This is a genomic window from uncultured Pseudosulfitobacter sp., from assembly GCF_963976325.1.
GTDB lineage: Bacteria > Pseudomonadota > Alphaproteobacteria > Rhodobacterales > Rhodobacteraceae > Pseudosulfitobacter.
Window position 1 is genome coordinate 64,478 of record NZ_CAXBJW010000004.1, and the last position, 22,291, is coordinate 86,768.

Here is a 22,291-nt window from a genome sequence, read left to right on the forward strand (position 1 = left end):
TGAATGTGGCTTGGGGGTAGGGCGTGATGGAAGGTCTTCTGGTTTTGATCGGGGGGATCGTTGTGGCGATTCCCATCGCGGTGATCTATCTGTTGATCAGCCACAGCGGCGTGAAATCGCGTCTGGCCGAAGTGGAAAAAGAGCTGACGGCGCTGCGTTTGCGGTCCAGCTCTGAACCTTTGGAACGCGCGGAAACTGCCGCGCCTCAGGCGTCAACGCCGTGGCCGCAACCGGCCGAACCGGCCAAGCCCGCAGCAACGCCGCCGCCCCCGGCCGCTGCCGTGATCGCCGCGCGTGCAGCGGCGCAGACAAACGCACAGACATCGACACCAGCCGCACCGCGCCCACGCCCGCAGCCCGAAGGCCCGGATTGGACCCAGCGGCTGAGCGCGTGGCTGGTTGAAAACTGGTTCTACGCCGTGTCGGCCGTGTCGCTGGCTTTGGCAGGGCTGTTTTTGGTGCAATACGGCGTTGAAAACGGCATGTTGCCGCCCACCGCACGGGTCGCTGCGGCGCTGGCCTTTGGCGTGGTGCTGATCGGCGCGGGCGAATACATCCGCCGCCGGTTCGGCGATGGCGAGGACAAGACCACCGCCTATCTGCCGTCGGTCTTTTCCGGCGCGGGCATCGTGTCGCTGTTCGGCGGCGTGCTGTCGGCGCGACTGCTGTATGAGCTGATCGGGCCGGAAACGGCGCTGATCGGTATGGTGCTGGTGGCGCTGGTCGCGCTTGTGCTGGGCTGGTTCTATGGCCCGCTGCTGGCGGCGGTGGGCGTGATCGGTGCCTTTGCCGCACCGTTCGTGGTGGGCGGGTCGTCGGATGATCCGACGATTTTCTACGCCTATTTCGCCATTATCGCAGCCCTTGGGCTGGGCATCGACACGCTGAAACGCTGGGCCTGGGTCTCGGTGCTGAGTCTGGGGCTGGCTTACGGCGCGGGCTGGTTGCTGGTGAACGGCGCGGACCAGACGGTCGCGGCCTTCGTGGCTTATGTCTTTGCGCTGGCGGTGATGGCAGTGCTGATCCCGGCGCGCTCGGTGTCGCCGGACCACGGCGGCGCGATGCTGCACCAGATGACCCCGACCACGCGCCCGATCTTTCCGACGTGGCTGGCCGCAGGCGCGCTGGCCGCGACGGTGCTGGCGCTGGTGTCGACCGCGCAGGCGGGCGCTGCCGAATTCGGGTTGTCGGTGCTGGCGCTGTCGGTGCTGGCGGGGGCATGGACCTGCTGGTCGGTGCGCGCACCGGCCTTGCAGGACCAGACGCTGCTGCCGGTCGCAGGCCTGGGCGCTGCGGTTGTTCTGGTCGGTCTGGACCGCGCGCCCATCGTGACCGATTACCTGACCACATATGTGGATGCGCCAGAGGCCAAGTTCCCCCTGACCGTCACCGCGTTGGTGGGCATCGGCGTGGTGCTGTCACTGCTGACCGCATGGCGGTCGCTGCGCGGCGGGGCGTTTGCACCCCTGTGGGCGCTGGCGGCGGCGGTGATCGCACCGGGACTGGCCGTGCTGATCGAAGTGACATGGCAGCCGGCGACGGCCATCGGGGCCTATGCATGGGCGCTGCACGCAGCGGCGCTGGCGGCGTTGATGAGCGTGATGGCCGAACGGTTTGCCCGTGTGGACGGGCCGGAACACCGCCTGCGCACCGCGTTTTTCGTGCTGTCGGCGCTGTCGTGCATCACCTTTGCGCTGGTGCTGATGCTGTCGCTGGCGGCGCTAACGGCGGCGATTGCGGTGACGGTTGTGGTGGCCGCGTGGCTGGACCGCAAGTTCGACCTGCCGCAGATGGCGTGGTTTGTGGCGGCGGGTGTGGCCACGCTGGGATACCGGCTGGTGGCCGATCCCGGGATGATCTGGGCCATTGATACGGGGCTGGCGGAAATGCTGCTGGCCTATGGCAGCGCCTTTGCCGCGATGGTGGCGGGGCTGTGGCTGCTGCGCCCGCGCGTGGCCCAGGGGCGGCGGGACGAGGCGATGCTGATGCTGGACAGCGCGGCCTGGTCGTTCGGCGGGATACTGGTGACGCTGCTGGTCTACCGCGCGATTTCCTATGTGCTGGACGAGGACAGCGTCGGATCGCATTGGGCGATGGGGCTGTTTGCGACGATCTGGTTCGGGCTGGCGCTGGCACAGGTGCAGCGTATGGCGGGGCGGCCCCTGTTGCGCATGGTGCGGGCAGGGCTGGCGGCTGTCTTTGCGCTGATCGGCCTGCTGGCACTGGGGGGCGCTGCGGTGCTGACCTCGCCGTTGCTGAGCGACTGGTTCGCGGATGTCTCGGGCCCGCCGCTGATCAACACGCTGGCACCGGCTTATCTGGCACCGGCGCTGGTGTTGGCCTTGGGCGTGTGGCGGATTGGCACGCTGCCGCGTCTGCTTCGGCTGGGCATGACGGGGCTGGCCGGTGCGCTGGGTCTGTTGTGGCTGTTCTGCGTGATCCGCCATTTCTGGCAGGGGGCCGATGCGATGGAGCTGTCTTACGGCATGGGCCAGGGCGAGCTTTATACCTATACCGTGGCGCTGCTGCTGGCGGGCGCGGGGCTGTTCTATCAGTCGATGGCGGCCAATTCGGCGCTGATGCGGCGGGCGGGCCTGGTGGTGATCGGGCTGGCCGTGGCCAAGGTGTTCCTGATCGACATTTCGGGGCTGGGCGGTCTGGTGCGGGTCTTCTCGTTGCTGGTGCTGGGCCTGTCGCTGGCGGGGCTGGCGTGGCTGAACCGCTGGGCGCAGGGCAAGACGGCGGCGCAGGGGGACGCGGCGGACTAGGGGGCGCTGCCCCCACGGCCCGTTGGGCCGTCCCCCCGGGATATTTGAGGCCAAAAGAAGGGGTCTTGTCGGGCTTTGCTGGGCTGCTTATAAGGCGGGCATGATGATGCTATCCGCGCTCATTATTCGAATTATTTCCCCGGCGCTCTGACACTTGAGACGCCGGGCAACAGGTGTTTGAGCCATCGCACCGACCCTCACTGAACATATATTCCCGACCTGATCCGAAGGACGCCCGACATGTGCGCCGATACACCTGAATACAAAGACACACTGAACCTGCCCCGCACCGATTTTCCGATGCGCGCGGGCCTGCCCAAACGCGAACCCGAATGGCTGGCGCGTTGGGAAGAGATCGGTGTCTATGACCGCCTGCGCGAAAAACAGGGCCGCACGCCCTTTACGCTGCACGATGGCCCGCCCTATGCCAACGGGCACCTGCACATCGGCCACGCGCTGAACAAAACGATCAAGGACATGATCGTGCGCAGCCACCAGATGATGGGCTTTGACGCGCGCTATATCCCCGGCTGGGATTGCCACGGCCTGCCGATCGAATGGAAGATCGAAGAGCAGTACCGCAAGAAGGGCCGCGACAAGGATCAGGTGCCGATCAACGAATTCCGCGGCGAATGCCGCGAGTTTGCGCGCGGCTGGGTCGACATCCAGCGCGAGGAATTCAAACGTCTGGGCATCACCGGCAACTGGGAAAATCCGTACCTGACGATGGATTTCCACGCCGAACGGGTGATCGCCGAGGAGTTCATGAAGTTCCTGATGAACGGCACGCTGTATCAGGGATCGAAGCCCGTGATGTGGTCGCCGGTCGAAAAGACCGCGCTGGCCGAGGCCGAGGTGGAGTATCACGACAAGGAGAGCTTTACCGTTTGGGTGAAGTTCCGCGTGGTCGGCACCGGCGGTGATCTGGACGGGGCGAAGGTCGTGATCTGGACCACAACGCCCTGGACCATGCCCAGCAACAAGGCTGTCGTATACGGCGCGGGCATTTCCTATGGCCTGTACGAAGTGACCGCCACGCCCGATGAATGCTGGGCCGAGGTGGGCGAACGTTTCGTGCTGAGCGATGCACTGGCCGCCGACGTCATGGGCCGCGCGCGGCTTGAGGAAGGCATGTACACCCGCGTGCGCGATGTGACGCAGGACGAACTGGCCAAGGCCAGCCTTGAGCATCCGCTGAAAGGGGCAGAAGGTGCGGGCGGCGAATGGGACGACCTGCGCGATTTCCGTGCCGCTGATTTCGTCACCGACACCGAAGGCACCGGCTTTGTCCACTGCGCGCCAAGCCACGGTCTGGAAGAATACGAGCTGTATCGCGATCTGGGTATGTTGGAGCAGGTGATCACCTATAACGTCATGGAAGACGGGCGTTTCCGCGACGATCTGCCGTTCTTTGGCGGCAAGGCGATCCTGAAACCCAACGGCAAGGAAGGCAATGCAAACAGCGCCATCATCGACAAGCTGGTCGAGGTTGGCGGCCTGCTGGCGCGTGGCAAGATCAAGCACAGCTATCCGCATTCCTGGCGCTCGAAAGCGCCCGTGATCTATCGCAACACGCCGCAGTGGTTTGCCGCCATCGACAAGCCCGTGGGCGACGGGCTGGACACATTCGGCAAGACCATCCGCGAACGTGCCCTGACCGAGATCGACAACGTCAACTGGACGCCGAAATCGGGCCGCAACCGTCTGCATTCGATGATGGAGGCGCGCCCCGACTGGGTGCTGTCGCGTCAACGGGCATGGGGCGTGCCGCTGACCTGCTTTACCAAGAAGGGCGCACTGCCGACCGACGCAGACTTCCTGCTGCGCAATGCCGACGTGAACGCGCGGATCGTCGAAGCGTTTGAGGCTGATGGCGCGGATGTCTGGTACGCCGATGGCGCGAAAGAGCGGTTCCTGGGTGGCATCGTCAACCCTGACGACTACAACCAGGTCACCGACATTCTGGATGTGTGGTTCGACAGTGGCTCGACCCACGCCTTTACCCTGCGCGACCGTGAAGACGGGTCCGAGGACGGCATCGCCGATGTCTATATGGAAGGCACCGACCAGCACCGGGGCTGGTTCCATTCGTCGCTGCTGCAATCGGTCGGCACCACCGGCCGCGCGCCTTACCGGAACGTGGTCACGCATGGCTTTACGCTGGATGCCAAGGGCATGAAAATGTCCAAATCCATCGGCAACACCATCGTACCGGACGAGGTCGTGCGCCAGTACGGGGCCGACATTCTGCGGCTGTGGGTGGCACAGGCCGACTATACCGCTGACCAACGGATCGGGCCGGAAATCCTGAAAGGGGTGGCCGACAGCTATCGCCGCCTGCGCAACACCATGCGGTTCATGCTGGGGTCGCTGTCGGACTTTACCGACGCCGACCGGACCGCCGCCGCCGACATGCCCGAGCTTGAGCAATGGGTGCTGCACCGTCTGGCCGAGCTGGATGAGGTGGTGCGCACGCGCTATGCCGCATTCGATTTCCAAGGTGTCTGGCAGGCTGTGTTCAACTTTGCCACGCTGGATCTGTCGGCGTTCTACTTCGATGTGCGCAAGGATGCGCTGTATTGCGATGGCGACACGCTGCGCCGCCGTGCCGCGCGCACGGTGCTGGACCTGCTGTTCCAGCGCCTGACCACGTGGCTGGCCCCGATCCTTGTGTTCACGATGGAAGAGGTCTGGTTGGAGCGGAACCCCGGTGCGGATGCGTCCGTTCACATGGCCGATTTCCCCGCCACCCCTGCGGACTGGCGCAATGATGCGCTGGCGGCGAAATGGGCGGGTGTGCGTGCCGCACGTCGCGCGGTGACCGCGGCGCTGGAAGTACAGCGCACCGACAAGGTCATCGGTGCCTCGCTTGAGGCGGCGCCTGTCGTGCATGTCGAAGACGATGCTTTGCGCGCGGCCCTGCAATCGGTGGCGTTCGAGGATCTGTGCATCACGTCCGACATCGCTGTCACCGCCGACACGGCCCCCGCTGAAGCGTTCCGCCTGCCGGAAGTGGCAGGCGTGGGCGTGGTGTTTGAAAAAGCCGCGGGCGACAAATGCCACCGCTGCTGGAAGGTGCTTCCCGATGTGGGCACGCACAGCCACGCAGGTGTCTGCGGACGCTGCGATGATGCGTTAAGCTAAGCCCGCGCACAGCTCAACATCTGGCGGCCCGTTCCCGGTTCGGGGGCGGGCCGCTTGTTATTTAAGCATTTTCCCTGCAACGCCTAATCTGTGATCAATTCGACGCTATGCAGGCGCAAACCGATGTGACAGGTTCCCGTTATCGTGGTGCGCCAAGCGCCGCGCAACATCAGGACGCCAAGGCCAAAGGCCGCCGTTCGCACACTATTCGCACAAATAGCGAGGGACACTCATGACCATGCACACAGACACCCCCATTGGCGGCGGTGGCGATACGCTGAACCCCGTCATCCCGTCTGAAAAGAACTGGGGCTGGTTCGCCATTTTCAACATCTGGGCCAACGACGTGCAGTCACTGTTTGGCTATTCGCTGGTGGCCTCGCTGTTCATTTCGTTCGGGGTCAGTGGCTGGACCGCCTTTGCCGCGCTGATCGCGGCGGGCCTGTTCGTGATGTTCCTTGTCAATCTGTCCGGCGCGCCGGGCGAGAAATACGGCATTCCCTATCCGGTGCTGGCCCGCGCCAGCCTTGGCACCCAAGGGGCCAAGCTGCCCGCGATCCTGCGGGCCATCGTGGCGGTGTTCTGGTACGGCGTGCAGGTCTATTTCGCCTCGACCGCTGTGGCGCTGTTGATCCGGTCGCTGACGGGCATCAGCGGCGGGACCGAGGTGCTGGGGCTGACCGGCGTTGACTGGCTGTCGTTCATCGTGGTCTGGGCCTTTCACATCGTGATCTTCTGGCGCGGCATGGACTGGGTCGAGACGTTCCTGAACATCGCGGGGCCGTTCGTCTATCTGGTGATGATCGGGCTGGTGATCGTGCTGTGGCAAAAGGCGGATGGCCAGCTGCTTGAGGCGGCGCGGACGATCTTTGTGCAGCCGGATGCGACGTTCCTGACCGAATTCAACGGTTTCGTGGCCATCGTCGGCACGATGGTTGCCTATTTCGCCGCCGTCATGATCAACTTTTCCGACTTTTCGCGCTATGCCAAGGACAAGCCGGCGATGGTGCGGGGCAACCTTGCAGGCCTGCCGTTCAACATGATCCTGTTCTCGGCCCTGGCGCTGCTGACCACGGCGGGTGCCGCAGTGGTCTACGGCGAGGCGATCATCAACCCGACCGAGATTGTCGAGCGTACCGACAGCGTGTTGCTGAGCATCATTGCCGCGATCACCTTTTTCGCAGCGACGGTGGGGATCAACCTGGTGGCCAACTTCATCCCTGCGGTGAACGGCATTGCCAACCTGGCCCCCCGCAAGATCAGCTTTCGCATGGCGGGGCTGATTACATCGGGTTTCGCTTTTGTCATCGGTGGCCTTTGGGTCAGCTTCATCGCGAATTTCGGCATCGGCGGCTTCGTCAACACGCTGGGGGCGACGCTGGCGCCGATCTACGGGATCATGATCGTCGACTACTACATGCTGCGCCGTCAGACGCTGGACGTGGCGGGACTGTATGACGAGGTCGGCGGGCCTTATCGCTTTGGAAACGGCTGGAACACTCCGGCTGTGGTGGCCTTTGCCATTGCGGCGCTGTTTTCGGTGGCCACGGTCTGGGTGCCTGCGTTGGCGGTGCTGTCGGGCTATGCCTGGGTCATCGGGGCGCTGATTGGCGGCGCGCTGTATTACATGCTGGCCAAACGCTGAACCCGTTGCGCACCGCTTGCGGGCGGTGCGCAATGCGCATGTTACGGGTTGAGCAGGCGCGGCTTTGGTCGCATCCTTCGCCCATGAACCTGCATGATGTTTCCACACAATTCGGCACCCTGTGCCTGACCGAAGACGACGGCGCGATCACGGGCCTGTCGTGGCAGGCGTCGGGGCGCAGCGACGACACCGCGCTGCTGCGTGCGGCGGTGGCGCAACTGCGCGCCTATGATGCCGGCACGCTGGAACGCTTTGATCTGCCGCTGCGTGTGGCGGGGTCTGACCTGCAACGCGCGGTCTGTGCGGCGATGTCTGCGATTCCTCACGGGTTCACCCGCACCTACGGCGAGATTGCCCGCGACGTGGGCGCGTCGGCACAGGCGGTGGGGCAGGCGTGCGGCGGCAATCCGGTGCCGGTGATCATCCCCTGTCACCGCGTGATGGGGGCCAAGGGGCTGACCGGATTTTCAGGCGCAGGCGGGGTCGAAACCAAGGTCGCCCTGTTGCGCCACGAGGGCGCGGGCGGTTTCCTGATTTAGCCGTCGGGACCGTACAGCACCTGCTGCGCGATGCCAGCGAACGTCAGATAGACAGAGGTGATCGCCAGCCCGTAAACAGCCCATGTGTCGGGATGAAAGTTCACCCAAGCGGCCCAGCCTGCAAAAATCGTCCACGCCAGGGCCACCGGCAGGCTTAGCTTGCGCCAGCGTTCGGTGCGCACGGGGTGGATGAATTTCAGTGGCAGGAACATCGCCACCGCCAACACCGTGACCAGCGCCAGCGACACCCAAAAGTTTGGCTCGGTTGCGAAAATAACCAGCACCAGCATGTTCCAGCAGCCCGGAAAGCCGGAAAACGAGTTGTCCTTAGTCTTCATCCGCGTGTCCGCGAAATACAGCGCCGAGGCAAAGGTGATCAGGATGATCGCCACCCAGCCGGTCCAGCCGTCCATCAGCCCCGATTTGAACAGGGCAAAGGCAGGGATGAACACATACGTCAGATAGTCGATGATCAGGTCCAGCAGCACGCCGTCAAATTCGGGTGCGTTGTTCTTTACATCATATTTGCGCGCCAGCGGTCCATCGACGCCGTCTACGGCAAAGGCCACCACCAGCCACAAGAACATCAGATCCCATTTGGCATCAACCGCGGCCAGCATGGCCAGCATGGCAAAGACCGCGCCCGTAGCGGTCAGCAAATGGACGGAAAGGGCTTTCATCTGGCGAGTCATGGCACCCTTGATGGCCCATCGGCGGCGCGGATGCAAAAGGAAATCAGGGGGATTTTCTGGATTGTGGTGTGCGGCTGCGTAAACAGGCCCGTCAGGCCTTGGGATGGGCGCTGTTGTAAACATCCATCAGGCGGGCAGTGTCCACCGCTGTATAGGCTTGAGTGGTCGACAGCGACGCGTGGCCCAGCAGTTCCTGAATGCTGCGAAGATCCCCGCCCGCGTTCAGCAGATGCGTGGCAAAGCTGTGGCGCATGGCGTGCGGCGTCGCGGTGGCGGGCAGGCCCAGTTGCATCCGCGCGGCCTCCATCGCCTTTTGAATCGCGCGGGGGGCCAGCGCCCCGCCGCGTATTCCGCGAAACAGCGGTTGGTCGTCTTGCAGGATGTGCGGGCAGGCGGCGATATAGGCGTCCACCGCCTGTTGTGCGGCGCCCACCACCGGCACGATGCGTTCCTTGCCGCCCTTGCCGGTGATCCGCATGACCTGCGGCAGCGGTGCGTCACCGCCGCGCAGGCTCAGGGCCTCGGAAATCCGCAGGCCGCAGCCCCACAGCAACGTCAGAACCGCAATGTCGCGCAAGCCGACCCACGGGGTCAGTGACTGCATCCCGATCGCCTCGACCATATCGCGGGCCGCATCCACGGCCAGCGGGCGGGGCAGTTTGCGGGTGTATTTGGGCGCACGGGTGGACAGCACGGCGGTGGGCTCAAACCCTTCGCGTGCGGCCAGCCAGCGATAGAACGACTTTACCGCACTCAGCTTGCGCGCCAGCGACCGTGGCCCGACATCCTCGGAACGCGTGTGCGCCATCCAGGCCCGCATGTCGCTGACAGTAATATGCGACAACGCGCCCAAGCCCTGCGGCGCGCCCTTGTGCGCGGTGATAAACGCCAGAAATTCGCCCAGATCGCCCGCATAGGCGGTGATCGTGTTGGCGGCCGCGCCCTTCAGCGCACGCTGGTGGTCCAGCCACGTCTCCAGCGCGTCGCGCGCAGCCGGAGAGATCAGGCTCATGACAGCCAGCGGCGCATGGTGCGCTCGAACACGCCGGTAAAGAAGGTCAGCAGGTCGGTGCCCTGTTGCGGGCCGAACATATGCGGATCTTCGGCGCCCATGACCAGCAGACCGGGCAGGCGGCCCGCGCCAAAGTTCAGCTTCAGACAGGCCTCGGAACGGATCCAGTCGCAGTTGTTGCCGTAAATCTCGGCGTTGCCATTCTGGACCTGACGCAATGTGACCTGACGCACCGGGCCGCCGCGGCCCTGGCTTAGGTAGCTGTCAATAAATCCCGGCTCGGCCACGCTTAGAACATCGCCCAGCCGCTGCACGGCAGGGTCATTGTCGTTCTGCACGCTTTCCAGCACCAGCTTGACCGCATCCACGCGCAAAATCTCGGCCACTTCGCCGCCCAGATCACGCAGGAAGGTTTCAAATTCGATCGGGTCCAGCATCCGCAGAATCGCGCGGTGCACCTGATTTGTGCCTGCCAGATTCTCGTAAGCGGCGGCAATCACGCTGCGGTGGGTGTCTTCCAGCCGGTCCAGCCGCGATTCAAGCCGTTCCATCGCGATGCCGCGCAGATCGACGATATTGCCACCCATACTGCGTTCGTTGGCCGCAATCAGGGCGTGCATCATGTCCTTGTCATCAAGGATCACATCGGGGCGCGAAATGATCGCCTCGCGCAGGGCGTCGTCGATTTTCGGGCTGCTGGTCATAGACTGCTCATTTTTATTTTGTGGGACCCTAACACGCGTCCACAGCAAAATCTGCCCCTTTTTGGCCAAAAAGGCAGGTTTTGCCGCGCCCTGCGCAGGGTGTTGCCGAAATTCCCGTTTAAGGGGAGTTTTGGCGCAAATTCCCCCCGATCCGGGAAAAGTGCAGCACCGCCCGGTCGTTGCCGGACGGTGCAGGGGCAAGCCCGCAGGCTTACAGGATTTTCTGGCCGGTTTTCGCCCAGTCTTTCATGAACTGGTCCAGACCGGCATTGGTCAGCGGATGTGTCGCCAGTTTCTTGATGACTTCGGGCGGGGCGGTCATCACGTCGGCACCGATGCGCGCGCAATCCTGCACGTGGGCCACCGACCGGATCGACGCGGCCAGAATGTTGGTTTCGAACCCGTAGTTGTCATAGATGGTGCGGATGTCTTCGATCAGGTCCATGCCGTCGATGTTGATGTCGTCCAGACGCCCGATAAAGGGGCTGATGAACGTGGCACCCGCCTTGGCCGCCAGCAGCGCCTGATTGGCCGAGAAGCACAAGGTGACGTTGACCATCTTGCCTTCGCCCGACAACACCTTGCACGCTTTCAGACCGTCCCATGTCAGGGGCAGTTTTACAGCGATGTTTTCCGCGATCTCGGCCAGCTTGCGGCCTTCGGCGATCATCGCGTCGGACTCCAGTGCCACCACTTCGGCGCTGACGGGGCCCGAAACCAGATCACAGATTTCCTTGGTCACTTCAAGAATGTCGCGGCCCGATTTCAGGATCAGCGACGGGTTGGTGGTTACCCCGTCAACCATGCCCAGATCGTTCAGTTCCGCAATGGCGTCGATGTCGGCTGTGTCTACAAAGAATTTCATCTCGATGGCTCCAGTGGCTGTTAGCGCAATCACAAGGCCGGACGCGTTCAGTTCGCGATGGTCTTGCCTTGTGTTTGCATGTACCCCAACTGAACACCTACCGAAACCCACAATTGCCGAGGCCAGACGTGACGCGCCCCGAATTCTATGACGAAGGTGCCCTTGTGGCTGTGTTGACCACGCAGCCGCTGGACCGGTTGCTGGACTACAAGGCACCCGAGGGCGGCGCGATGCTGGGCGCGTTCGTCGAGGTGCCGCTGGGCCCGCGCAAGGTGCTGGGCATTGTCTGGGGGCCGGGGCGGGGCGATTGGGACATCTCCAAGGTGCGGTCGGTCATTCGGGTGCTGGATGCCGCCCCCATGCGCGAGGAAATGCGCACGTTTTTGCTAAAGGCGGCGGAATACACGCTGACGCCCATGCCCGCGATGCTGCGTCTGGCCACCCGCGCGCCGGGCTTGGGCGATCCGCCGTCGATGCGCAAGATCTACCGGCGGGGCGAGGGGGAGCCGGACCGCGCCACCGATGCCCGCCGCCGGGTGATGGAGACGCTGGCAGACTACGGCGATCTGTCGTTCACCCTGAAAGAGCTGTCCGAGATGGCAGGCGTCACGTCGTCGGTGGTCAAGGGGCTGGTGAAGCAGGGCGTCGTGTCAGAAGAGGACGCGCCGCGCGATGTGCCGTTCCGCCGTCTTGACCCGTCCTTGCCCGGCAAGGAATTGACCGACGACCAGGCGGCAGGGGCTGCGATGCTGGCGGATGCGGTACGCTCCGAAACCTATGGCACCACGCTGCTGCGCGGCGTCACCGGATCGGGCAAGACCGAGGTCTATCTGGAAGCCGTCGCCGCCTGTCTGGCGCAGGGGCGGCAGGCGCTGGTGCTGCTGCCCGAGATTGCGCTGACGGCTGAATTCCTGAAACGGGTGCAGGCGCGTTTCGGCGCGCGGCCTGCGGAATGGCACTCGGGGGCCACCTTGACCGAACGCCGCCGCATCTGGCGGATGGTGGGCCAGGGCGGCGCGCAACTGGTGATCGGGGCGCGGTCGGCGCTGTTCCTGCCCTATCAGAACCTTGGCCTGATCGTCGTGGATGAGGAACACGATACCTCTTACAAACAAGAGGACGGCGTGCTGTACAACGCCCGCGACATGGCCGTGCTGCGCGCGTCGATCTGCGGGGCGCATGTGGTGCTGGCCTCGGCCACGCCCAGTCTGGAAAGCTGGGCCAATGCCGAGGCGGGCAAGTACAAACGGCTTGAGCTGACGTCACGCTTCGGCCCTGCGGTGATGCCGACGATGGGCACGATCGACATGCGCGCCGCCGCCTTGCCCGCCGACCGCTGGGTGTCGCCGGATTTGCAAAAGGCCGTACAGGCGCGGATTGATGCGGGCGAGCAGGCGATGCTGTTCATCAACCGGCGCGGCTATGCGCCGATCACGCTGTGCCGGGCCTGTGGCCATCAGATCGCCTGTGACCAATGCGACGCGCGCATGGTCGAACACCGGTTTCTGAAACGTCTGATGTGCCACCAGTGCGGCGAGACAAAGCCGATGCCGACCGTCTGTCCAAGCTGCGAGGCCGAGGACCGGCTGGCCCCCGTCGGCCCCGGCGTGGAGCGGCTGGGCGAAGAGGCCGCAACGCTGTGGCCCGATGCGCGGATTGCGACGCTTAGTTCCGACATGTACGGCAGCGCCCGCGCGCTGAAGGCCGAGATTGAAAGCATCGCCCAAGGCGGCGCGGACATCGTGATCGGCACGCAGCTTGTGGCCAAGGGGCACAATTTTCCCAACCTCACGCTTGTGGGGGTGATCGACGCCGATCTGGGCCTGCAAGGGTCCGACCTGCGCGCCGCCGAACGCACGTTCCAGCTGATGCGACAGGTGGCGGGGCGGGCAGGCCGTGCCGACAAGCCGGGCACCGCACTGTTACAGACCTATCAGCCCGACCATCCGGTGATCCGCGCCATCCTGGCGGGCGACGAGGAAGGCTTTTGGCGGGCCGAGGCCGCGCAGCGCGAGGCGGCGGGCGTGCCGCCTTATGGCCGGATGGCGGGAATTATTCTAAGCGGGCCGGATGTGGCGGCGGTCTTTGACATCGCCAACCATCTGGCACGGGCGGATGGGCCGTTGCGGCAGGTGGGCGCGCAGGTCTACGGGCCGGCCCCTGCGCCCATCGCGCGCGTGCGCGGGCGGCACCGGGTGCGGATGCTGGTCAAGGCGGACAAGGGCGTGGCCTTGCAAGCCGCGCTGCGGGCTTGGGTGAAGCAAGTGCAGATCAGGGGCGACATCCGGCTGGCCATCGACATCGACCCGCAAAGTTTCTACTGACGCCCGCGCAGGGTGTTCCGTCACACGTTTGAGCAGGCCGCAAAGTTGTACATAAAACAGCCATTTTGGTACAATTTTTATATCGCCTCGTTTTCGCAATAGGCGTAATGCGGACCGCATGACACGTCTTGTAAAAACCGGCGATGCCGCCACCTTGCCGTTCTGGCGCCGCCCCATCGCCCTGCTGTTCCTGATGGCGATGGCCATGCCGATTGCCTTCAACACTTGGTCGGCGCTGCTGAACAACTTTGTCATCGAGGCCGCCGATTTCGACGGTGCCGACATTGGTCTGCTGCACACGATCCGCGAAATTCCTGGGTTTCTGGCCATCGGTGTCATCGCCATCATCATCTTTGTGCGCGAACAGGTGCTGGGGCTGGTGTCGCTGGTGCTGCTGGGGGTGGCCACGGCGGTCACTGCGCAGTTCCCGTCGCTGGGCGGTATCCTGACGCTGACCATGCTCAGCTCAATCGGGTTTCACTATTACGAGACGGTGAACCAGTCGCTGCAACTGCAATGGATCGACAAGGAAAACGCGCCGCGCGTGCTGGGCTGGCTGCTGGCCACCGGATCGGCGGCCACGTTTGTCGTTTATCTGGTGATCCTGCTGCTGTGGGAGCCGCTGCACCTGACCTATAACATTGTCTATATGGCAGGGGGCGGCGTGACCGCAGCCATCGCCATTTTTGCAATGTTCGCCTATCCGCAGTTCGAAGCGCCCAATCCCCAGCGCAAACAGTTCATCCTGCGCAAACGCTATTGGCTGTATTACGCGCTGCAATTCATGGCGGGCGCGCGGCGGCAGATTTTTGTCGTCTTTGCCGGGTTCATGATGGTCGAGAAATTCGGCTTCAAGGTCGACGAGCTGACGATGCTGTACCTGATCAACCTGTTGATCAACATGCTGGTCGCCCCGATGTTGGGCCGCGTGGTACAGCGGTTTGGAGAACGCAAGACGCTGGGGTTTGAATATATCGGTCTGGTGATCGTGTTCCTGAGCTATGGCGGTGTCTATTACTTGGGCTGGGGGATTGCCGTGGCGGCGTTCCTGTATGTCGTGGACCACGTGTTTTTTGGTTTGGCGCTGGCGTTGAAGACCTATTTCCAGAAGATCGCCGATCCGGGGGACATCGCGCCCACGGCTGCTGTGGCCTTTACCATCAACCACATTGCCGCTGTGGGCCTGCCTGCGCCGCTGGGTCTGTTGTGGCTGGTGTCGCCGGCCGCGGTGTTCTTTCTGGCTGCTGGCATGGCGGCGACGTCGCTGATGCTGGCGCTGCTGATCCCGCGCCATCCGGTGCCGGGGCACGAGACGGTGCTGACGCGCACTGTGGCTGCTGCCGCCGAATAGGGGGCACGGGGCGGGCCGAGGGCAGGATCGTCATTGAAGGTTGTGGTGTAATTTGAAAATCTTGTTTCAAGACAATACCATTTTGGACAGTTTGGACAAAGAAAAGAGACTCGGTTGCTTAGAAAATTGTTAACCGCTGCGACACTGGCCAGTCTGGCTGTCTCAGCAGAAGCCGATAGTGCTTGCTTGATGGACGCGTCAGCCGAGACCCTTGTGCAGGACCTTTTGGCTCTTCCGAAGCCTGAGCGGTACTATTCAGCGGCAGAGGTGTTGCGCGATGCAGTTCTGGCGGAACAGATGCAGGCGGGCTCGGCAGCCAAAATGTTGGATCTGCCTATAGCGATGGCCAGCGAAGGCGAAACGCTTGAAGCGGTTCTGCCGATGGTTCTGTCGCTGGCCGAACATGATTGGGATGGAGCCACCCGGCAGGTAGGTGGCGTTGAGAGCCACGGTGTGATGCTGGCGGCCAAGCGGTTGCTTCCCCTGACGGTTCAGTTGAGCGGGCAATACCAGCGGCTGGGCGCGCTCTACCCTTTTGGAAAAGATACTTATACGCAGAACCTCAACATGTCGGACGCGGTCACGACCGCGATTGAAGCCGAACATTTGGATCTGGCGGTGAGCATCTTTGCCAGCCACAATTTTGGCTATCATACTGCGATGCGGTACGACGACACGATGCGTTTATTGCTGGATGTCGGGGCGACCGAGCAAGCACAACGATTGACCGAGGTAGTTAATACCGGATTGAAAGATTACGAGGCCGAGGGCGGGCTATCGCTGTGCCTGGAAAGAAGCAGCCTTGAAGAGTGTCAAAAAGACATTGCCAAACGTCCCGACATGGCGCGGTTGGAAAGCTTTGACCAAGGGGCATTCGTAGACTGCTTTACTCTGAGCCGAGAAAAGGATGTTATCGCAGCCTGTCTGAACGGAATACGGACGCGGGCTGATGCTGAGGATTTTGATCTGGATGCCGATGAACCGGTTACCGACGGCTTAAGCGGTCCAGTCTATGTGAAACTGTGGACCTACGCAGCGGCAATGGGAAATCTCCAGCCCGACGACGTGCCAGACGCAGTGTTTCGCGAAAGTGATTTTGACATCATGAGGATGCACGGGCAGGTGTTGGCGGCCCTTCTTATCCAAGGCGATGATGCCGGAGTCGAAAGCTACCTGCAGCGCATCCTTAGTCCGGACCGGCAGCATACGCAGTCCGCGCTGGATCGTCTTACAAGCGGGATGGAGCCTGATTTGGCCCAAGTTCTCAATTGGGAACTCGCCACAGCCCTCACACGCAAGCGCGATGTTTCGGGGTTGGAGGATATGGCCAGCGCACCCGACATATCAGAAGAAGGGCGCAGGGCTGCACAGCACGGTCTGTTCGAGGTTTATCGTTTGACGGGCCGCGCTGACAACGCAGCCGAATTGGCGCGGACAATTGGATATGAGCCTGAACGGCTTTTACAGAAAGCGCAGTGGCACACGGCCGCCGGTGAGACCGAGATGGCCAAGGCCCTGTCACAGGTGGTGCGCGAAGATATTTGTGGCGGCCAGCACGTGTTGGCTGGAGATCAACGCAGGCGCGTGATCGGCCGTTTTCTGATGGCGCGCGCGGTGCAGGCGGGGCAGGCACCATTAAGTTTGTTGTTTCACTGAGCCGGAATTTAACCAGTCGAAATCAAAGTGGTCCTTGACGTCAGTCGATCGAGCGGGGCCTTGGCGTGGGGGAATTCATGTTCCTGGGCGCGTTCCTCCCGTCCAACGCGGTGTTTAACTGTCGGGGCAAATCAGGGTGCTCCTGCGGCCATGCTGCGGGCGGCAGAACAGGGTCGGCACCGGGCTTTGAGGCCGCAATCGGACATTGACCCCGCGCCGCCACGCCCCTATCCGAATCTGGACCGCTTTCGGAGACGTTGACATGCCCACATTCACAGCCCTGACCACATTGACCGGCAAAACCGCAGCCGAGGCGCTGGGCGCCGCGATGGAGCGGTTGGAGCCGGAACCCACCGGCATCGGCGTGTTCGAGGTCGAGGACGGATCGGGCTTGTGGGAAGTGGGCGGCTATTTTTCCGAGCAGCCGGACGAGACCGCGCTGGCGCTGCTGGCCACGATGATGGACGCGAAACCCTTCGTGATTTCGGAACTGCCCGAAACCGACTGGGTCGCCCATGTGCGCCGCGAACTGGCGCCGGTCGAGGCGGGCCGGTTCTTTGTCTATGGCAGCCACGATGCCGACAAGGTGCCCGAGGGCAGCGTGCCGCTGTTGATCGAGGCGGCGATGGCGTTCGGCACCGGACACCACGGCACCACGCTGGGCTGTTTGCGCGCGCTGGACCGGTTGGCGAATGACGGCTGGAAAGCCGGGCGCGTGGCCGACATCGGCTGTGGCACTGCCGTTCTGGCGATGGCGGCGGCGCGGATCTGGCAGGGCGACGTGATTGCCAGTGATATCGACGAGGTCGCGGTGGACGTGGCCGAGGCCAATCTGGCGGCCAACGACATGGCCGGCGCCGTCAAATGCGTCGAGGCGGCGGGGTTTGACCACCCCGATCTGAAGGCGCTGGCGCCCTATGACCTGATCTTTGCCAACATCCTGAAGGGACCGCTGGTGGCGCTGGCCCCCGATATTGCTGCGAATCTGCGGCCCGAAGGCATGGCGATTCTGTCGGGTCTGTTGAACGAGCAGGCGGATGGAGTTCTGGAGCATTATCTTCAGGCTGGACACAGTCTGATGCATCGCGAACAGATTGGTGACTGGACGACATTAACCATCCGCAGAAATGCATAAGAATGGCCTTTATTGGTCCATATTTGGACATTTTGCCTAGATTTTGCCACATTTCAGCGACATGGTTAACGGGCAATTCGGTGGGGGCCGAACCGCTAGAGGCTGCCATGGTTGAGACCAAGCAAAATTTTGATTCCCGCCTGCGTTTTCTGACTCGCAAGCACCGCCGTATGTCCAATGGATACACCGCCCATATGCGCGGGGATGGTTTGATCGTCGTCAAACCGAAGCGCCGCAAGATGCAGTTCCCGCTGAAAGGGGCCGTGTTGGTGGTGATCGGGTTTTTCGCCTTCAAGGCGTTCATGCTGATGTCGCTGGGCGAGGTGACCTATGCCGACCGTCTGGGTGCGCTGCAAAGTGGTACGCTGCTTGAACAGGGTGGCGCGTGGGTGATGCAGGCCGATCCTGTGACGCAGGCGATGGTTGCGTTCGTGAACGCCAACCTTCTTTGATCTGCCTTCCGGATAGCTGACAGGCCAGGGCCGCTGCGACATCTGTCGGGGCGGCCTTTTTGCGTGGGGTTTGGGTTATATCAGCGGGCACAAAAAAACCGCTCACCCGAGGGGGGAAGCGGTTTTTCATATCCGGTGCGGGCGTACCCTGAGGGAGGAGCAGGGAGCGCCCGGAAGGCCGGATTAGCGACGGAAGGTCACCGAGTCGATGTCGCCACGGATCAGGCCGATGTCTTCCAGCTCGCGGTCGGACAGAGCGGACAGGGCGTTGCGTGTGACGCGTGCATCGTTCCATGCCATCACCGAAGCGATTGCGTTGAAAGCGAAGCGAGAGATGCGGCCTGCTACAATAGCAGAGCCGTAGGTGGTGCGGGTGGTGTCGAAAGCAGCCATTGGTGCAGTCCTTTAAGTTTGAGTAACGACATTACGTCCTTCTGAGGGGCACATAGTTCGCCTTATTTTTCACCACAAGCTGTGAACTTTGCATGTGTGATATGCGAAATTCGCATGGGTTGCGGAAAGCGTTGTTTTTTTCTTGACATGATTTTGTGCGTGGCTGTCAAAGCGGTCGTTTTTCCAGCTTAAAAGGGCGGATTCGGTCGCTTTTTGGCGCTGTGGGGCCCGAGCCGCCTTTGGGGGGCTGTCGTGTTACCTCTTGGCGGATGTTCGCGTTTCGTGCTACTTGGGGATCAACGCGACAAAAACGTCGCACCAAGAGGCCGGGCGGGGCGACATTTATGACACGGATTTTGGGCATCGACCCGGGGCTGCGCAACCTTGGTTGGGGCATTATCGACATGACCGGATCGCGGTTGACCCATGTGGCGAACGGCGTGTGCCAGTCGATGACAGGGGATCTGGCGGATCGGTTGCTGTCGTTGCACAGCCAACTGACCGCAGTTCTCCGGCAGTATATGCCCGATGCGGCGGCGGTCGAGCAGACGTTCGTCAACAAGGACGGCGCCGGCACGCTGAAGCTGGGGCAGGCGCGCGGCATCGCGATGCTGGTGCCCGCGCAGGCGGGGCTGAAGGTTGGCGAATATTCCCCCAACACGGTCAAAAAGACGGTGGTCGGCGTGGGGCACGCGGCCAAGGTGCAGGTGTTGCATATGGTGCAGATGCAACTGCCCGGTGCGGTGATTGCCGGGCCGGATGCGGCGGATGCGCTGGCCATTGCCATCTGTCACGCGCATCATGGCCCCACAGGCGGCTTGGCCGCAGCAGTTGAACGGGCACGCGCATGATCGGCAAAATCACCGGACGGATCGACTATCGCGCATTGGACCATGTGCTGATCGACGTGAACGGCGTGGGCTATCTGGTCTATTGCTCGGACCGCACGCTGGCCGCGCTGCCCGGCACGGGGCAGGTGGTGGCGCTGTACACCGATCTGGTGGTGCGCGAGGACCTGATGCAGTTGTTCGGATTTACGACATTGGTCGAAAAGGAATGGCACCGATTGCTGGTGTCGGTGCAGGGCGTGGGGGCCAAGGCGTCGCTGGCCATTCTTGGCGCGCTTGGTCCTGATGGCGTGGGGCGGGCGATTGCGCTGGGTGACTGGAACGCGGTCAAGGCGGCCAAGGGCGTTGGCCCCAAGATTGCGCAGCGCGTGGTGCTGGACCTGAAGGACAAGGCCCCCGGCCTGATGGCGATGGGCGGCACCGTGGCGCAGGCGATGGGTGACGAAACCGCCGAAGTGATTGAAGCCCCGAAACGCGCCGCTGCCCCCGCAGCCACACCCACGGCACAGGCCGACGCGCTGTCGGCGCTGGGCAACCTTGGTTATGGCCCGGGCGATGCGGCGGGTGCCGTGGCACAGGCGGCCACCGACGATCCGCAGGCCGACACACCGACGCTGATCCGCGCGGCGCTGAAACTGCTGGCACCAAAGGGGTAGGGTATGAGCGACATTGACCCCACCGTGCGGCCCGAACCACTGGCCGAGGACGGCTTTGACCGCGCATTGCGCCCGCAGATGCTGGACGATTTCGTGGGGCAGGCCGAGGCACGGGCGAACCTGCGGGTGTTCATCCAGTCCGCCCGTCAGCGTGGCGAGGCGATGGACCACACGTTGTTTCACGGGCCCCCCGGACTGGGCAAGACGACGCTGGCGCAGATCATGTCGCGCGAGTTGGGCGTGAACTTTCGCATGACCTCGGGCCCCGTGCTGGCCAAGGCGGGGGATCTGGCGGCGATCCTGACCAATCTGGAAGCGCGCGATGTGCTGTTCATCGACGAGATTCACCGCCTGAATCCGGTCGTCGAAGAGGTGCTTTACCCTGCGCTGGAAGATTTCGAGCTGGATCTGGTGATCGGCGAGGGGCCGGCCGCACGCACGGTGCGGATCGAGTTGCAGCCCTTTACGCTGGTCGGGGCCACCACGCGGATGGGGCTGTTGACCACACCGCTGCGCGACCGGTTCGGTATTCCCACACGGCTGAATTTCTACACCGAGGACGAGCTTTTCCAGATCGTCACCGGCAACGCCCGCAAGCTGGGCGCGCCTGCCGACGAGGGCGGCGCGCGCGAGATTGCGCGGCGCGCACGGGGCACCCCGCGCATTGCGGGGCGGCTGTTGCGGCGGGTCGTCGACTTTGCCGTGGTCGAAGGCGACGGGCGGGTCACCAAGGAGCTGGCCGACAGCGCGCTGACGCGGCTGGGAGTGGACCATCTGGGGCTGGACGGGGCTGACCGGCGGTATTTGCGGCTGATTGCGGAAAACTACGGTGGCGGTCCAGTGGGGATCGAAACGCTGAGTGCTGCGCTAAGCGAAAGCCGCGATTCACTTGAAGACGTGATCGAGCCGTTCATGCTGCAACAGGGGCTGATCCAGCGTACCCCGCGCGGGCGAATGCTGGCGGCGAAGGCCTGGGCGCATCTGGGGCTGGACGCGCCGCGCGGGCCGGATGATTTGTTTGGTTGAGGCTGCGCGCCATACCTTTTATGCCTTCGGCGAGGATATTTAAGGCCAAAAGAAACCATGACTGCTGACCAGATCGAAGCCTTGTTCACGCGTGCCGACGGAACCTATGCCTTTGCGCGCTGGGGGCGGCCGATTGCGCCGATTGCCTTTGGCGTGCAGGACGAGACGCTGGGGTTGATCAAGGGCGCGATCGAGGCGGTCTGCGCGCTGGCGGGCCACGAGACCACGGATATGGACCCCGAGCTGGGCAGCAATTTCATGTGGTTTTTCTTTCGCGACTGGGACGAATTGCCGGGTGTGCCGGGGTTGGAGCGTATGGTGCCCGATCTGGAACCGTTGGTGGCGCGGCTGAAGGCATCGGATGCGAACCAGTATCGTGCGTTCCGGTTTGACGAACACGGCGGGATCAAGGCCTGTTTCGTGTTCTTGAAGATGGACGGCGCGCTGGCGGATCTGCCTGCGGACACGCTGGTGTTGGGGCAGGCGGCGCAGTCGATCCTGTTGTGGTCTACCCTTGCCTTTGCCACGCAATCACCGCTGGCCGTGGCTGGGCAGACCACTGTGTTGCGCCCCGAGATCGCCGATGTGATCCGCGCGGCCTATGATCCGGTGATGCCGGTGGCGGCAACGGACAAGACACATGCGCTGCGGCTGGCTGCGCGGTTGGAGGTTTCGGATGGCGCATGAGTTTCCTGTTACAGTTTATTACGAAGACACCGACATGGCGGGGATCGTCTATTACGCCAATTACCTGCGGTTCATCGAACGCGCGCGGTCGGAAATCGTGGAAGATCTGGGTGTGGACCAGCGGGCGATGCGCGCCGAGGGAATCGTTTTCGCGGTGACGCGGGTTGAGGCGGATTATGTCGGATCGGCCCGTCTGGGCGACCGTTTGACCGTTGTGACCACTCACCAACCCGTGGGCGCGGTGCGCTGGGTGTTCGACCAAGAGGTGCGTTTGGGCGGCAAAGCCATCTTTCGCGCCAAGGTCACTGCCGCCTGCATGTCAACCGAAGGCCGGCCGACGCGGCTTCCAGCGAAAATACGCGCATTACGTGGCGATTGAGGGCCAATTGCCGCC

Annotated in this window: 19 protein-coding genes; 14 read left to right on the forward strand and 5 right to left on the reverse strand. The window is 63.1% G+C overall.

Annotation, left to right across the window (positions count from 1 at the left end):
* Window positions 1-26: 26 nt before the first annotated feature.
* The 4 genes from AAC077_RS13435 to AAC077_RS13450 all read left to right on the forward strand — a co-directional run bounded on the left by AAC077_RS13435 (window position 27) and on the right by AAC077_RS13450 (window position 8,096).
* A complete protein-coding gene (locus AAC077_RS13435) occupies window positions 27-2,768 on the forward strand; it encodes a DUF2339 domain-containing protein (RefSeq protein WP_339770413.1) in 2,742 nt (913 codons plus the stop codon).
* Between the two features lie 240 nt (window positions 2,769-3,008).
* Window positions 3,009-5,912: an isoleucine--tRNA ligase gene (gene ileS, locus AAC077_RS13440; protein ID WP_339770415.1), complete on the forward strand. Its 2,904-nt coding sequence runs from the start codon at window positions 3,009-3,011 to the stop codon at window positions 5,910-5,912.
* A 232-nt stretch (window positions 5,913-6,144) separates the two neighbouring features.
* A complete protein-coding gene (locus AAC077_RS13445; RefSeq protein WP_339770417.1) occupies window positions 6,145-7,557 on the forward strand; it encodes an NCS1 family nucleobase:cation symporter-1 in 1,413 nt (470 codons plus the stop codon).
* Window positions 7,558-7,640: 83 nt separating this feature from the next.
* Entirely contained in the window at window positions 7,641-8,096 is a 456-nt protein-coding gene (locus AAC077_RS13450) for a methylated-DNA--[protein]-cysteine S-methyltransferase (protein WP_339770419.1), read from the forward strand.
* Here the strand turns inward: AAC077_RS13450 and AAC077_RS13455 are convergent.
* The 4 genes from AAC077_RS13455 to fsa form a co-directional block, all read right to left on the reverse strand.
* Window positions 8,093-8,788, reverse strand: coding sequence for a phosphatidylcholine synthase (locus AAC077_RS13455; protein WP_339770420.1), 696 nt, complete (start codon window positions 8,786-8,788; stop codon window positions 8,093-8,095). The two genes, AAC077_RS13450 and AAC077_RS13455, sit on opposite strands and share 4 nt — an antisense overlap.
* A 91-nt stretch (window positions 8,789-8,879) precedes the next feature.
* Window positions 8,880-9,800: a tyrosine recombinase XerC gene (locus tag AAC077_RS13460; RefSeq protein WP_339770422.1), complete on the reverse strand. Its 921-nt coding sequence runs from the start codon at window positions 9,798-9,800 to the stop codon at window positions 8,880-8,882.
* A complete protein-coding gene (locus AAC077_RS13465) occupies window positions 9,797-10,504 on the reverse strand; it encodes a DUF484 family protein (RefSeq protein ID WP_339770423.1) in 708 nt (235 codons plus the stop codon). Before AAC077_RS13465 ends, AAC077_RS13460 begins: the two co-directional genes overlap by 4 nt.
* Window positions 10,505-10,715: 211 nt before the next feature.
* Window positions 10,716-11,369, reverse strand: coding sequence for a fructose-6-phosphate aldolase (fsa, locus tag AAC077_RS13470; protein WP_339770425.1), 654 nt, complete (start codon window positions 11,367-11,369; stop codon window positions 10,716-10,718).
* A gap of 128 nt (window positions 11,370-11,497) precedes the next feature.
* Between fsa and AAC077_RS13475 the strand changes: the two genes are divergently transcribed.
* The 5 genes from AAC077_RS13475 to AAC077_RS13495 all read left to right on the forward strand — a co-directional run bounded on the left by AAC077_RS13475 (window position 11,498) and on the right by AAC077_RS13495 (window position 18,287).
* Complete coding sequence (locus AAC077_RS13475) at window positions 11,498-13,693, forward strand: primosomal protein N' (protein WP_339770426.1); 2,196 nt, start codon at window positions 11,498-11,500, stop codon at window positions 13,691-13,693.
* Window positions 13,694-13,811: 118 nt separating this feature from the next.
* Window positions 13,812-15,044, forward strand: coding sequence for an MFS transporter (locus AAC077_RS13480; protein WP_339770427.1), 1,233 nt, complete (start codon window positions 13,812-13,814; stop codon window positions 15,042-15,044).
* Between the two features lie 189 nt (window positions 15,045-15,233).
* Window positions 15,234-16,700, forward strand: a complete 1,467-nt coding sequence (locus AAC077_RS13485) for a hypothetical protein (protein ID WP_339770429.1) — start codon at window positions 15,234-15,236, stop codon at window positions 16,698-16,700.
* Window positions 16,701-16,962: 262 nt separating this feature from the next.
* Window positions 16,963-17,835 carry a 50S ribosomal protein L11 methyltransferase gene (locus tag AAC077_RS13490; protein WP_339770431.1) on the forward strand — a complete coding sequence of 291 codons (873 nt, stop codon included), beginning with the start codon at window positions 16,963-16,965 and terminating at the stop codon, window positions 17,833-17,835.
* 170 nt (window positions 17,836-18,005) lie between these two features.
* On the forward strand, window positions 18,006-18,287 hold the full coding sequence (locus AAC077_RS13495) for a hypothetical protein (RefSeq protein WP_339770433.1): 282 nt from the start codon (window positions 18,006-18,008) through the stop codon (window positions 18,285-18,287).
* 183 nt (window positions 18,288-18,470) lie between these two features.
* Here the strand turns inward: AAC077_RS13495 and AAC077_RS13500 are convergent, their stop codons facing one another.
* Window positions 18,471-18,680, reverse strand: coding sequence for a DUF1127 domain-containing protein (locus tag AAC077_RS13500; RefSeq protein WP_339770435.1), 210 nt, complete (start codon window positions 18,678-18,680; stop codon window positions 18,471-18,473).
* A 344-nt stretch (window positions 18,681-19,024) separates the two neighbouring features.
* Here AAC077_RS13500 and ruvC point away from each other — a divergent pair, with 344 nt between their 5' ends.
* Genes ruvC through AAC077_RS13525 form a run of 5 tightly spaced genes read left to right on the forward strand, consistent with a single transcriptional unit; the run spans window position 19,025 to window position 22,276 of the window.
* Entirely contained in the window at window positions 19,025-19,531 is a 507-nt protein-coding gene (ruvC, locus tag AAC077_RS13505; protein ID WP_339770437.1) for a crossover junction endodeoxyribonuclease RuvC, read from the forward strand.
* Window positions 19,528-20,184: a Holliday junction branch migration protein RuvA gene (gene ruvA, locus AAC077_RS13510; protein WP_339770439.1), complete on the forward strand. Its 657-nt coding sequence runs from the start codon at window positions 19,528-19,530 to the stop codon at window positions 20,182-20,184. The genes ruvC and ruvA overlap by 4 nt, the downstream gene beginning before the upstream one ends.
* A 3-nt stretch (window positions 20,185-20,187) precedes the next feature.
* A complete protein-coding gene (gene ruvB / locus AAC077_RS13515; RefSeq protein WP_339770441.1) occupies window positions 20,188-21,210 on the forward strand; it encodes a Holliday junction branch migration DNA helicase RuvB in 1,023 nt (340 codons plus the stop codon).
* A 57-nt stretch (window positions 21,211-21,267) separates the two neighbouring features.
* Window positions 21,268-21,897: a hypothetical protein gene (locus AAC077_RS13520; protein WP_339770443.1), complete on the forward strand. Its 630-nt coding sequence runs from the start codon at window positions 21,268-21,270 to the stop codon at window positions 21,895-21,897.
* The gene (locus AAC077_RS13525) at window positions 21,887-22,276 is read left to right on the forward strand and encodes a YbgC/FadM family acyl-CoA thioesterase (RefSeq protein ID WP_339770445.1); all 390 of its coding nucleotides are present in this window, start codon (window positions 21,887-21,889) and stop codon (window positions 22,274-22,276) included. The genes AAC077_RS13520 and AAC077_RS13525 overlap by 11 nt, the downstream gene beginning before the upstream one ends.
* The last annotated feature ends 15 nt before the right edge of the window (window positions 22,277-22,291 follow it).